The sequence below is a fragment of the Vibrio aquimaris genome, assembly GCF_009363415.1.
Lineage (GTDB): Bacteria > Pseudomonadota > Gammaproteobacteria > Enterobacterales > Vibrionaceae > Vibrio > Vibrio aquimaris.
In genome coordinates this window covers 1,716,753-1,730,341 of the sequence record NZ_CP045350.1, presented here as the reverse complement: position 1 = coordinate 1,730,341, position 13,589 = coordinate 1,716,753, and the positions used below count along the sequence as shown (strand labels likewise).

The window sequence follows — 13,589 nt, the reverse complement described above, 5'->3', positions numbered from 1 at the left end:
CTATTCACTGTATACATCATAATTGGCTTGGCTCTCATTGAGTCGAAATTGTTGTGGTGTGAGGTCAAAATAGGACTTGAATGCCTTAATATAGGAAGAGTCATTTTTATATCCTATTTTGTCTGCAATAACTTGGATGGGTAGTTCTTGATCTAATAAAGGCAAAGAACAAATAAGTCTTAAATGTTGGCGCCATCGGGGGAAGGAAGTATTGAATTCCTTAAAAAACAGCCGTGATAACGTTCTGTCTGAGGCGCCGACTTTATCTCCCCAAACTTTTAGTGACCAGTCTAATGAAGGCTTCTCCGACAGTTGATTAAAGATAAACCTTAATCGCCTATCCTGAGGTAACAGGAGCTGAAATGTGACTATTTCGTTGGTGTATATTTGATCGTGTAACACGTCAAGTAACCGGACCATTTGATCTTTAGAATGACCACATGAGTAGCTCCTACGAATTTCTTGCAATAATTGCTGTAGAAAGGGTGTAAGGTGAAGCGTTCTTAATCTGTCGGTATGATTTCGACTCAAAGCCGGATTAATATAGATGCCAATAAAAGTGGTATGAGATAAAGCAATTGACTCATGACTTAGAGTAGCAGGAACGAACAACGCTGAAGTATGGGGAAGAAGATACTGATAGTTCCCTGACTGAGTTTGTAATAGTCCTTTTATTGGGAAAATGATTTGATGCCAATTGTGGCTATGCATTTTGTCTACATAGCCTTTGGCCATTTGTATTGTTTTTACCAGCACTGGCGCGTCTGGTTGAATAGCGATAACCTCGTTGGCCGATAGTTGATATTGCTGTTTTTCATCTTGGCGGCTTGGCATTATAAGATGTCTTATTGCCTCTATCTCGTCATTAATGAGTCAGGGTAGCATAGTGTCATTAACTATCACAGGAGAGACTATGCGGATTCATTTTATTATCCATGAGATATTTGAGGGACCAGGTTATTTCGAGTATTGGGCATTTAAGAACGGATTTAAACTAAGCTATACGCGTCTATATTTAGGAGACACCCTGCCTGACAATGCCAAAGAATTCGATGTATTAATCGTATTGGGTGGCCCTCAAAGCCCTTCGACATCTCAAAAGGAAAGCCCTCACTTTGATGCCAATAAAGAGAAAAAGCTCATTGGCGAAGCAATATCGAGTAACAAAGCGGTCGTGGGTGTTTGTTTAGGCGCCCAACTTATCGGAGAGGCTTTAGGTGCTAGTTTTACAAAAAGTCCTGAACCTGAAATTGGCGCTTTCCCTATTACACTTACATGCTATGGAAGAAACGACCCTCTGCTTGGCAAATTTGAGGGCAAGGAATTAGTCGGTCATTGGCACAATGACATGCCGGGTTTAACCCAAAATGCTGAGATACTTGCTTATAGTCGTGGTTGTCCTCGGCAAATTGTTCGTTACTCTGGATTGGTTTATGGCTTCCAGTGTCATCTTGAATTCACGCCTTTTGAACTTCCGGCTTTGATAGAACATAGCACAGAGCAACTTGAAATTGGACATGAACACGAGTTTGTTCAATCTGAAGATGAAATTTTAGCTATGGAGACCGCGCGGATGAATCATCTGCTTCACTCTTTTCTTGACGGGTTAGTGCAGAAATATTTGCAGAAGGATTGTCATTGATATGAGATATAGGGTAGATATATATCAGCAAGAAAAACTACTTTTTAGTGTGGACGTTGAACATATAGATAAAAATAAAAGAGAGGAATACTTAGAGTTACTACTAGTGAAGTTTCCCTCTGAAGAAGGGTATCAGTTAAAAACTTTCTATTCAGACCATGAAATTCGTTATCTTAAAAGTACCGGAGACAGTGTTGAACTGCTTGCTGCATTGCCTGTCTACCGATCGGTTCCATATGGCTGAAATAAGGCAACTTCTGTCGAGGAGACTATGAAAAGTTTAGGGAAAGTAAACGCTGTGCTGACAGGTAGGGCCGTGTCGTTTGCTCATGGTGCAAAAAGCGCAATTGATAAGAAAGTTGTGGATGGACGTCAATCCGTCTCTTTTTTGGGACTTATGGGTGATGAACAAGGAGAGTTACGTTTCCACGGTGGAGTAGAAAAGGCTCTCCACGTATACCCCGCTGAGCACTACAGCAAATGGGTGAAAGAGCTTGGTGATCGAGATATTTTTCAGCATATCGGCGCGTTTGGTGAAAACATAAGCTCTAGTGGTGTCACCGAAAAGGATATCTGTATAGGCGATAAAATACGTATAGGCTCAACGTATTTAGAGGTTTCTCAGGGCAGAATGCCTTGTTGGAAGCTGAACGTACGTTTTGAGCAAAATGATATGGCAAAGCGTTTACAAGACTCATTACGAACAGGGTGGTACTTCAGGGTGCTACAAGAGGGGGATATTGGGCAAGGTGACGAGATCTTATTGTGCGATAGATCTTATCCTGAGTGGACGCTTGCTAGGATTATGAGTCTCATCTTTGAAGGCTGCCTTGAAACGTTAGAGTTACAAAAATTGGCACAATTACCTTTGGTCGAGTCATGGAAAAAATTAGTTGACCGAAGAATAAGAGACGGTGTGGTTGAGGATTGGTTACCTAGAATAGAGGGTCCTTGTCGTAAAGATAAATAAAGTTGGTGATGTAAGCCTGCTTGAGTCGCATTCAGGCTTACAAATAGAGGTTATGTCTAGAAAGTAATCTTCATCTCGACGCCATAAAAAATATCGTCATAGCTAGCGCCTGAGTCTAGAGCAAATTTAGCAACATCTTGATTACCAAACCAAGGTTTAGTGTTGAATTGGAATTCGGCTGAGCCGCCCCAAGCATCGCTGACCCAGCCATGGATGTGGCCAACCGGATTGAGAAAGAACAAACTGACATTTCCCATGGTCTCAGAACCCCATACCTCACCACCATTAACCACGATATCTTGTTCTGCCTCAAACATCATTTCACCGACAACGGCGCCGAAGAATGGTGTGATGAACAGGTCTTGCCAAGATGGCACTTCGGCAAATGCCTCAACCCCATATTCCCAGAAAAAAGTCGATAATGTTGCGGAGTATAAGAAAGATTCAAATTCATTGAAGCCAGCATGACGAGCAGCGGTATAGTAAACTCCACCAAAGTATGGATGCATAACATAGTTGAGAAAGTGATCATCTCTGTCCCAAACAGGGCCTGAAGTGACGTTGTCTTTCCATTTTGAACCCAAACCGCTTAAATCTCGGTCTTCTTCATCCCACTTAGTAATAGATTCAGGGAGCAAAGTCATTAACCCGACTGTCGCAACACTGAGACCCAAGATAGTGTATGTTTGTCCCTTAAGATAGTCCCAATCTTTTTCGCTTTGTACCGTTAGGTATTTTGGTAACTCAGGCTCTTCAAGTTTAAATTCACTTTCAGTTAGACCTAAATTGTATGGAGTTTGTGAGTTGTATGAATACGGGGTGTCGAAAAGGTAGTAGCTTTGGCTGTCTTCTGCTTGATATGAAAACTCAATATGCGTAGGAGTTTCATAGATGTCGGCGTTTGCGCAAGCAGAAAACGATAACATCAAAGTCGTGATGTGTTTTTTGTACACGGATAAACTCCATAATCTTGTGCTTGAACTGTCACTAGTTCACGATTATCCACCAAAGTAACTAGAATGAAAACCGCAACTTGTGCTAATTAAGAAACTAATACTCTTAGCTTCGCTCAAACTATGAAGGCGGTCCGTTATTATACTCTTCGTAAATGAGCTAAGATGCTTATCGGTTCGATACTCATACTTCTCTGACTAGCTTCTATCTTAAAGCGGAAGAGTTATTATGGTGATTAAAGATTTCCTAAAAGGAAAGTGAATATGTTGAAAATAGCGATGTTAAGCACTGGTGAAGAAGTGCTTCATGGGGATATTGTCGATACAAACGCTGCTTGGCTGTCTGAAAAGTTTTTCCAGCGTGGTTTCTCTTTGTCTAAACGTTCAACAGTTGGAGACAGCAAATCAGCGTTAGTTGAAGAGTTAATGATGTTAAGTTTCAACTACGACGTGGTAATAGTAAATGGGGGGCTAGGACCAACAACCGATGATGTCAGTGCCGAGGCAGCAGCAGAGGCTTCTGGTTGTGAATTAGAACTGTATTCACAATGGATGGATAAACTAGAAAAGTACTTTTCATCTCGTGGTATGCCTATGCCGGAGAGTAACAGAAAGCAAGCCATGTTACCCCAAGGGTCAATAATTTTAGATAACCCAATTGGCACCGCATGCGGTTTTTCACTGACTTTTAATGACTGCGATTTCTATTTTACGCCAGGTGTGCCGAGTGAATTCCACTTGATGGTTGAGTCAATCGTGTTGCCTGCATTAAACGAACGTCATGATAACGTGGTTGGTTTTGACTGTAGTAAGCTATATACCTTTGGCCTGTCCGAGTCATACCTGTCTGATCTTATGAATAAGGTCGATTTACCAGATGAATACACATTAGGTTATCGTTCTTATTTACCCTATATAGAAGTGAAGCTATTTGGACCAAAAAATGATATCGACAATAGAGTCAAACTTCTGAAAATTATCCATAATCTGATTGAAGAAAATGTGGTGAGTGTTGATGAGCCATTTGAAGATTGCGTTGCCTATCTGATAGCAGAGAAAGGTCAGTCAATTTCTACAGCAGAGCAATCAACATATGGCCAGCTTATTCGGTGGCTAAATTCTAATGACCAAACTAAACACTATTGTGAGCACGGATGGGTGTTGGGAGAGAGAGTTGAGGTGGGAGAAAGCAATAATGATGCTCTAGCTGCCATACTTGCCCTTGCTGGAGCTACAAGAGAAAAGTGTGCCACTGATATTGCGCTTGCTACCGGAAAGCTCAAAGATCAAACGTTTTCAGTCGCTGTCGCTACTCCTAATGGTGAATGGGGACAGACTCTAAGTTTTAAGCGCTCATTATCTCGTGATGACAAGGTGGCTGTCATTACCACTGTGGCAGCCGATATGCTCAGACGTTACTTTTTGAGTAAAAGTATGTTTCCTAACTATAGCGCTCTTACTCGCGTTAAAGAAATCTATATTCCGAGGGAATCCATTAACAATTAAAGGCTTGAATGATACTTTGTTAGCATTGTCAATGCTATCCAACCTCATATCATTAAGTGAATGAATATGCTCCTTATTACAGCTATGACTTGGCTAATGGTTTTTAGAAGAAAATCATCTAACGCTTAAAGTTATGATTTTTAATAGATGGCTGATGAGCTCCATAATTGGTACGTGCATTTGTTTCATTTGTGCTTAAAATGAAAGTTCATCAGAGGTTTTACCTAGGGAGGTTCGCATGTGCCAACATTCGAGAATTGTAGTTTGGTATCAAGTTGCAGGCCAAAAAGTCGTGCTAGGAGAATCACTTAGTGAGTTTGGTCATGATGTTAGCTCGATTTGGCTTCGTTTGCCGGAAGAAGAAAATCATACAAATTCATTAGGCTATCGCTTGTCTCTGTTTGACGATGGAGGAAGAGAAATTGCAAGCAAAGCTGTATCTACACAGACTGCTGATGAATTTTTAGCCCTAATTAAAGTCCGTGTGTAAACCATATGTATAAAAAACCCGACTGATTAAGTCGGGTTTTTTAAATGAATAATTATGCACTCTTGTCATTAAGGCTATAAGTGACATTTTCAATTTCTATGTCAGATTTTGCCTTGCATATACAGGGTAAAATTTCATCACTTTCAGTGTAGGCCATTGCAAAACCAACGTATTCTACTTCACCTTTGGCTAGCTTGCAGCGACAGGCACCGCAGTGCCCATCTCGGCAGTTGTATTCAGGTATTATTCCAGCGTTCTCCATTGTCTCTAAAACTGTGTTAGAGGGATTAGACTGAATTGATGTAGTTCCGTTGATCTTTATGTTGGGCATTAGAGCTCAAAGTCCTTAAAGTCATCTGCTTGAACATCACTATCTATTTGTCCCACAAGATAAGATGATATTTCAGCTTCTTGCGGAGCGACTTGAACATTATCTGATGATAACCAAGCATTAATCCATGGAATCGGGTTAGACGTTGCCTCTGGATATGCTGCATCGAGTCCGACGGCCTGCATACGAATATTTGTAATGTATTCAACGTACTGGCAAAGAATATCTTTGTTGAGACCTATCATGGAACCATCTTTAAACAGGTATTCGGCCCATTCTTTTTCTTGTTCGGCGGCGGCTTTAAACAAGTCGAAACATTCTTGCTTGCACTCTTCTGCAATTTGCATGAATGAAAAATCATCCTGACCGTTACGTAGCAGATTGATCATGTGCTGTGTACCAGTTAGGTGGAGAGCCTCATCACGTGCGATTAGCTTGATGATTTTCGCATTACCTTCCATCAATTCACGTTCTGCAAAAGCGAAGGAGCAGGCAAAACTTACATAAAATCGAATAGCCTCTAAAGCGTTCACAGACATCAAGCAGACGTAGAGCTTTTTCTTGAGGTCGTGCAATTTAATAGTAATTTGCTCACCGTTAACGGTATGTGTGCCTTCACCGTAACGATGGTAGTCATTGGTTAACTGAATTAAGTCATCGTAGTACTGAGAAATATCTTCTGCACGCTTTAAAATGTGCTCATTTTCTACGATATCATCAAACACAATAGCAGGATCATTGATGATGTTACGTATGATGTGAGTGTAAGAACGTGAGTGAATCGTCTCAGAAAACGACCAAGTTTCAATCCAAGTTTCAACTTCCGGTAGTGATACTAACGGAAGTAAAGCGACGTTTGGACTGCGTCCCTGAATTGAATCAAGTAGAGTTTGATACTTCAAGTTAGAAATGAAAATATGTTTTTCATGCTCAGGAAGCTTGTTGTAGTCGATGCGATCGCTTGAAACATCAACTTCTTCTGGTCGCCAGAAAAATGAAAGTTGCTTCTCGATAAGCTTTTCAAATATTTCGAATTTTTGTTGATCATAGCGAGCAACGTTTACGGATTGACCAAGGAACATAGGTTCTTTTAATTGGTCATTTTTATTTCGGTTAAAAGTACTGTAAGCCATGCTGCCTCTTTCCTTTTAAGCCCCTCTACTGAGGGGCAAACAATCTGTTAATTTGTTTCTAATCACATTGGTGATTAGGGGTTAGATCTTACAACCGCCACCATCGCAATCATCATCTTCTTGCACTGCGTCTTTTTGGTCATCACTCGCACCGTCGCGAGTGTTGTGATAATAAAGCGTTTTTACACCATATTTATAGGCTGTGAGTAGATCCTGTAATAGCTTCTTCATCGGGACCTTACCCTTATCGAAGCGGGTAGGGTCGTAGTTGGTATTCGCTGATATCGCTTGGTCAACAAACTTCTGCATGATACCGACTAAATGCAAGTATCCATCATTGGAGCCTATATCCCACAGTAGTTCGTAGTTCTCTTTGTACTCACTGTATTCGGGGACCACCTGCTTCAGGATGCCGTCTTTTGATGCCTTGATTGATACGTAACCGCGAGGAGGTTCGATACCATTTGTCGCGTTCGAAATCTGAGACGATGTTTCAGAAGGCATTAAGGCTGTCAGTGTCGAGTTACGAAGGCCATGTGTCATGATTTCGGTGCGCAGCGTGTCCCAATCATAATGCAGAGGCTCATCACAGATTAAATCGACATCACTTTTGTAGGTATCGATTGGCAACAAGCCTTTTGCATAGTTAGTTTCGTTAAAGGCCGGGCATCTTCCTTGCTCTTTAGCCAAGGCAACCGATGCTTTTAGCAAGTAATACTGCATTGCTTCAAAAGTGCGGTGGGTTAATCCATTGGCGCTGCCATCAGAATATTTCACCCCATTTTTCGCAAGATAATAAGCGTAATTGATGACACCTACACCTAGAGTGCGTCGATTCATCGTTGACCTTTTCGCTGCAGGAAGCGGGTAGTTTTGATAATCGAGCAGAGCATCGAGCGCTCTTACTACCAAGTCTGACAGTTCTTCAAAGTCATCAAGAGATTCAATAGCACCAAGGTTAAATGCAGAAAGCGTACAGAGAGCAATTTCACCAGATTCATCTTCAACATTAGTGAGAGGTTTAGTTGGTAGCGCAATCTCTAAGCACAAGTTTGACTGACGTACTGGAGCAACTTCTGAATCGAATGGGCTGTGTGTATTGCAGTGGTCTACGTTCTGAATGTAGATACGACCAGTAGACGCTCTTTCTTGCATTAAGATAGAGAACAGCTCAACGGCTTTGACTGACTCTTTTTTAACTGAAGGGTCATTTTCGTACTGAACGTAAAGGCGTTCGAACTCATCTTGATTCTCAAAAAATGCGTCGTAAAGACCAGGAACATCTGAAGGTGAGAATAAAGTAATGTTTCCACCTTCAACCAGACGTTGATACATCAGCCTGTTTAATTGAACACCATAGTCCATGTGGCGAACACGGTTCTCTTCTACACCTCGGTTGTTTTTGAGAACCATCAGAGCTTGCGACTCACCGTGCCATAGCGGGTAGAAAACAGTTGCAGCACCGCCACGCACACCACCCTGAGAACAGCATTTAACTGCGGTTTGGAAATACTTGTAAAAAGGAATACAACCAGTATGGAAAGCCTCACCACGGCGGATCTCTGAACCCAGTGCACGAATGCGTCCAGCGTTAATACCAATCCCTGCTCTTTGCGAAACATAGCGCACGATAGAGCTAGCGGTAGCGTTAATGGAATCTAAGCTGTCACCACACTCGATGAGTACACATGAACTGAACTGGCGTGTTGGTGTGCGTACGCCTGCCATAATCGGTGTTGGTAAAGATATTTTGAATGTTGACGTTGCGTCATAAAAGCGCTTGATATAGCTAAGCCTTGTTTCTTGTGGGTAGTTTGCAAACAAACACGCCGCTGCAAGAATATATAAAAACTGAGCACTTTCGTATATCTCACCCGAAACACGGTTTTGTACAAAGTATTTACCTTCGAGCTGCTTAACCGCAGCATAAGAAAAGTCTAGGTCGCGCTTGTGGTCTATATAACTATCAAGTTCGTCCAATTCTGCTTTGGTATAATCTTGCAAAATGTTCTGATCGTATTTGCCTAAATCCACTAGACGAGCAACGTGGTCATAGAGCTTGGGAGGCTCGTATTGACCGTAAGCTTTTTTACGCAAGTGGAATACCGCGAGTCGAGCTGCTAGATATTGATAATCTGGCGTTTCCTCTGAAATCAAGTCAGCTGCTGATTTGATGATAGTCTCATGAATATCTGATGTGGTAATACCATCATAGAACTGAATGTGGGCGCGAAGTTCTACTTGAGATACTGAAACGTTATCTAGGCCTTCTGAAGCCCAAGTAATGACTCGGTGGATCTTATCTAGATCAATACTTTCTTTGCGTCCATCACGTTTAGTAACGGTGAGTTGTTGGTTCATTCTGCTTAATTTCCCTAACAAAACTGATAAAAGCCGTGTTTTTATGCAAATTGCTTCAAAACCGTTCCAGCTTTGTGATCAAAGTCTATCTACATATTGTAGTCCAAACACAACATATAGGGGTTAATTGCTTTACGACTTACAAGATAGTGCTATGCGCGAAGCTTTTCAAGTTGAACAACTTGGATGACTTGTGGATAACTAATAAAATTAAAAATTTCAGTAAGTGGGTACTAACCGATGGAGTTAGGAGGTACTTGATTGTATAAAACTGCCATTTTTAGATCGGTTTATTAGTAACCATATTTAAAAAAAAATCCCTTGATCTTTCAATAATTCTGAGCATGAATTTCTAGTGCTCATTTTGGAACCAAAACATCAAAATAAAGCTTGAAATTAAAACAAAAACGGTAGCCTATGCTAGCTACCGATTTATACGAATTGAGCAAGTGTTTGTATCAATTGATGGCTAAAACTTACTGGTGTGAATGATGTAGTTAACGTCCACATTTTTTCCTAACTTATAGGTGTCAGTGATTGGGTTGTAACCAAGACCAGTGATTGACATTTCTGTGAGTTCGGTGTGGTCAATCATTTTAAGAAGCTCAGCAGGTCGAATGAACTTATCATGATCATGAGTGCCTTCTGGAACGATACGAAGCAGCTTTTCAGCGCCCACAATAGCGAATAAATAGGATTTGATGTTACGGTTAAGTGTCGAGAAAAAAACATGTCCACCGGGTTTGACAAGTTTTGAACAAGCGAAGATAACCGATTGTGGGTCAGGAACATGCTCTAGCATTTCCATACAAGTGACCACATCATATTGACCCTGGTTATCCACAGCGTGATCTTCTATTGTACTTTGGATATAGGTGAGCTCAGTGCCTGTCTCAAGGGCGTGAAGTCGAGCGACTTCAAGCGGCTCTTTGCCCATATCAAGTCCAGTTACTATTGCCCCTTCTTTTGCCATGCTCTCTGCAAGGATTCCGCCACCGCAGCCGACATCGAGTACTTTTTTGCCAAATAAACCATTGGCACGATCCAAAACGTAATTGAGTCTCAATGGATTGATTTGGTGGAGAGGTTTGAATTCCCCTTCTTTGTCCCACCAACGTGAAGCCATCTCTTCAAATTTTTTGATTTCGTTCGGGTCAACATTTTTTGAAAGCGTCATAAACGGTATTTTTCTCGATAAGTATCCGTGGATAGGGTGACATTATACGCTGTAACTCATCACACTCCATACTAGGCTGCATTTTTTATGTGATGGCTAAAAAACAGCCTTTATTTATAAAGATAAAACAACAGTGTTTAATTTCTCAGCATTTGATCCACAACCAAGCTCACAACCTGATAAAAGGAGAGGGAAAGTAATGCCGAAGTGGGCATTTGTGTGTTATATTTTTGCGACTTAAACGTATTGTACATACGATCTATAAATAGAGGGATATTGGCTCTATGAGCGATCTAGCTAAAGAGATCACGCCCGTTAACATTGAAGATGAGCTAAGAGGTTCATACCTTGACTACGCGATGTCCGTTATCGTGGGTCGTGCTCTTCCTGATGTGCGTGATGGCCTAAAGCCCGTGCATCGCCGCGTATTGTTCGCGATGAATGTGCTGGGCAATGATTGGAATAAACCATATAAGAAATCTGCCCGTGTTGTGGGCGATGTGATCGGTAAGTATCACCCACATGGTGATAGCGCAGTATACGACACGATTGTACGTATGGCTCAACCGTTCTCATTGCGTTATATGCTTGTTGATGGTCAAGGTAACTTTGGTTCCATTGATGGTGATTCGGCAGCAGCAATGCGTTATACCGAAGTTCGAATGGCGAAAATTGCCCATGAACTTTTGGCTGATCTTGACAAGGAAACGGTAGATTACGTACCCAACTATGACGGTACCGAGCAGATCCCTGCGGTCCTACCAACCAAAGTGCCTAATCTTTTGGTCAATGGTGCTTCAGGTATTGCAGTCGGTATGGCAACTAACATCCCTCCACATAACCTTAGTGAAGTGATTGACGGCTGTCTTGCGTACATTGAAAACGAAGCCATTACTATTGATGAGCTAATGGAATATATTCCAGGCCCTGATTTTCCAACGGCAGCGCTTATTAGCGGTCGTAAAGGTATTGTTGACGCGTACAAAACAGGTCGCGGCAAAATTTATATGCGATCTAAGGCCGATATTGAAACCGATAAAAACGGCAAAGAAACCATAATTGTTACTGAAATACCTTATCAAGTTAACAAAGCGCGACTGGTTGAAAAGATAGCAGAGCTTGTAAAAGATAAAAAAGTGGAGGGCATTAGCGCACTTCGCGATGAATCTGATAAAGACGGTATGCGTATTGTTGTTGAATGTAAGCGCGATGCAGTCGGTGAAGTTGTATTAAACAACCTTTACACTAACACTCAGCTTCAGACGACTTTTGGTATTAACATGGTTGCGCTGAACAATGGTCAGCCTCAACTGTTTAATCTTAAAGAAATGCTGAAGTGCTTTGTTGACCACCGCCGTGAAGTGGTGACTCGACGCACTATCTTTGAATTACGTAAAGCTCGTGATCGTGCTCATATCCTTGAAGGTCTTGCACTTGCTCTTGCTAATATCGACGAAATTATTGAGCTTATTCGCCGTGCACCAACACCAGCAGAAGCGAAAGCTGGATTAACGGCTCGCGGCTGGGACTTAGGTAATGTTTCGGCAATGCTTGAGCGTGCCGGTACCGATGCAGCACGCCCTGATTGGCTGGAGCCTCAGTTTGGTATTCGTGATAATCAGTACTTTTTGACTGAGCAGCAAGCACAGGCCATTCTAGATCTTCGCTTGCAGAAGTTGACAGGTCTAGAGCATGAAAAAATTCTTGATGAATATAAGCAGCTTCTAGAAGAAATTGCTGAGCTGATGCATATTCTGGCAAGCACTGAGCGCTTGATGGAAGTGATTCGTGAAGAATTAGAAGCCGTTCGTGACGGCTTTGGTGATGCACGCCGTACTGAAATTACGGCCGCTATCCATGATATCGATATGGAAGAGCTTATTGCTCGTGAAGACGTGGTGGTTACACTGTCTCATGAAGGTTATGTGAAGTACCAGTTACTCAACGACTATGAAGCTCAGCGCCGTGGTGGTAAAGGTAAGAGTGCAACTAAGATGAAAGACGAAGACTATATTGAACGTCTTCTTGTTGCTAATACCCATGACAACATCTTGTGCTTCTCTACACGAGGTAAAACATACCGCCTGAAAGTGTATCAATTGCCTCAGGCAACGCGCACTGCACGTGGTAAGCCAATTGTTAATGTATTACCGCTGGAAGAAAATGAGCGTATTACCGCTATTCTGCCAGTCGACGAATTTTCAGCTGATAAGTTCATCTTTATGGCGACAGGTGATGGTACGGTTAAGAAGACATCACTTGATCAGTTTGCTAACGTTCGCTCAAACGGTCTTATTGCGGTTAACTTACGTGATGACGACTCGTTAATCGGTGTCGATATCACAGATGGCAACAGCGATATCATGCTGTTTTCTAAATCAGGTAAAGTAGTTCGCTTTATTGAGGATAAAGTTAGAGCAATGGGACGAACGGCTGCGGGCGTCCGTGGCATTAAGCTAGCTGATGATGATCAAGTTGTGTCTCTGATTGTACCTTCTAACCAAGGTGACATCCTAACGGTCACGCAAAATGGCTTTGGTAAGCGAACTGAATTGACCGAGTACCCTACTAAGGGTCGAGCAACTCAAGGTGTTGTTTCTATCAAAGTGTCTGAGCGAAATGGTAGCGTTGTTGGTGCTGTTCAAGTCGAAGAAGGTGATGAGATGATGATGATCACCGACGCTGGAACATTGGTTCGAACACGTGTTGCAGAAGTAAGCCAAGTTGGACGAAATACTCAAGGCGTTACTTTGATTCGAACCGCTGATGATGAAAATGTTGTTGGTTTGCAGCGCATCGATGAGATCGAAGAGTCGGAATTACCACAAGGTGAGGATGACGAAGCGAATGTAAGCGCTGAGATCGCAGAGACCAGCTCTGATAATAGCGAAGAATAGCAGTAAATCATTTTTAATATTGAATAAGCCGAGCATTATGCTCGGTTTTTTTTTAGGTAACTTATATACAGTTTTAAACGAACAATATCGATTAATATTTTTAATCTATCCCTCAAACCTGTCGCCAAT

At 41.9% G+C, this 13,589-nt stretch carries 12 protein-coding genes; 6 read left to right on the top strand and 6 right to left on the bottom strand.

Annotated elements, in window-relative coordinates:
* Complete coding sequence (locus FIV01_RS08055) at window positions 1-834, bottom strand: AraC family transcriptional regulator (RefSeq protein WP_152430540.1); 834 nt, start codon at window positions 832-834, stop codon at window positions 1-3.
* Window positions 835-913: 79 nt separating this feature from the next.
* Here FIV01_RS08055 and FIV01_RS08050 point away from each other — a divergent pair, with 79 nt between their 5' ends.
* The 3 genes from FIV01_RS08050 to FIV01_RS08040 are packed head-to-tail and all read left to right on the top strand — an operon-like array spanning window position 914 to window position 2,612.
* On the top strand, window positions 914-1,642 hold the full coding sequence (locus FIV01_RS08050) for a glutamine amidotransferase-related protein (protein ID WP_152430539.1): 729 nt from the start codon (window positions 914-916) through the stop codon (window positions 1,640-1,642).
* 1 nt (window position 1,643) lies between these two features.
* The gene (locus FIV01_RS08045) at window positions 1,644-1,886 is read left to right on the top strand and encodes a hypothetical protein (RefSeq protein WP_152430538.1); all 243 of its coding nucleotides are present in this window, start codon (window positions 1,644-1,646) and stop codon (window positions 1,884-1,886) included.
* 27 nt (window positions 1,887-1,913) lie between these two features.
* Window positions 1,914-2,612 (top strand): MOSC domain-containing protein, encoded by a 699-nt coding sequence (locus FIV01_RS08040; protein ID WP_152430537.1) that lies wholly within the window; start codon window positions 1,914-1,916, stop codon window positions 2,610-2,612.
* Window positions 2,613-2,668: 56 nt separating this feature from the next.
* On the opposite strand, the gene FIV01_RS08035 is transcribed toward FIV01_RS08040, so the two are convergent.
* Window positions 2,669-3,565, bottom strand: coding sequence for a DUF3943 domain-containing protein (locus tag FIV01_RS08035; protein WP_152430536.1), 897 nt, complete (start codon window positions 3,563-3,565; stop codon window positions 2,669-2,671).
* Between the two features lie 264 nt (window positions 3,566-3,829).
* Here FIV01_RS08035 and FIV01_RS08030 point away from each other — a divergent pair, with 264 nt between their 5' ends.
* A complete protein-coding gene (locus FIV01_RS08030; RefSeq protein WP_152430535.1) occupies window positions 3,830-5,071 on the top strand; it encodes a CinA family nicotinamide mononucleotide deamidase-related protein in 1,242 nt (413 codons plus the stop codon).
* Window positions 5,072-5,309: 238 nt separating this feature from the next.
* Window positions 5,310-5,561, top strand: coding sequence for a 30S ribosomal protein S6 modification protein (locus FIV01_RS08025; RefSeq protein WP_152430534.1), 252 nt, complete (start codon window positions 5,310-5,312; stop codon window positions 5,559-5,561).
* 52 nt (window positions 5,562-5,613) lie between these two features.
* Here FIV01_RS08025 and yfaE read toward each other — a convergent pair whose 3' ends face one another.
* The 4 genes from yfaE to ubiG all read right to left on the bottom strand — a co-directional run bounded on the left by yfaE (window position 5,614) and on the right by ubiG (window position 10,563).
* A complete protein-coding gene (gene yfaE, locus FIV01_RS08020; RefSeq protein ID WP_114784757.1) occupies window positions 5,614-5,892 on the bottom strand; it encodes a class I ribonucleotide reductase maintenance protein YfaE in 279 nt (92 codons plus the stop codon).
* Window positions 5,892-7,025 (bottom strand): class Ia ribonucleoside-diphosphate reductase subunit beta, encoded by a 1,134-nt coding sequence (gene nrdB, locus FIV01_RS08015; protein ID WP_152430533.1) that lies wholly within the window; start codon window positions 7,023-7,025, stop codon window positions 5,892-5,894. The genes yfaE and nrdB overlap by 1 nt, the downstream gene beginning before the upstream one ends.
* Before the next feature lie 81 nt (window positions 7,026-7,106).
* Window positions 7,107-9,386, bottom strand: a complete 2,280-nt coding sequence (nrdA, locus tag FIV01_RS08010; protein WP_152430532.1) for a class 1a ribonucleoside-diphosphate reductase subunit alpha — start codon at window positions 9,384-9,386, stop codon at window positions 7,107-7,109.
* Between the two features lie 469 nt (window positions 9,387-9,855).
* Entirely contained in the window at window positions 9,856-10,563 is a 708-nt protein-coding gene (ubiG, locus tag FIV01_RS08000) for a bifunctional 2-polyprenyl-6-hydroxyphenol methylase/3-demethylubiquinol 3-O-methyltransferase UbiG (RefSeq protein ID WP_152430530.1), read from the bottom strand.
* 284 nt (window positions 10,564-10,847) lie between these two features.
* On the opposite strand from ubiG, the gene gyrA reads away from it, so the two are divergent.
* Window positions 10,848-13,460, top strand: coding sequence for a DNA gyrase subunit A (gene gyrA, locus FIV01_RS07995; RefSeq protein WP_152430529.1), 2,613 nt, complete (start codon window positions 10,848-10,850; stop codon window positions 13,458-13,460).
* The last annotated feature ends 129 nt before the right edge of the window (window positions 13,461-13,589 follow it).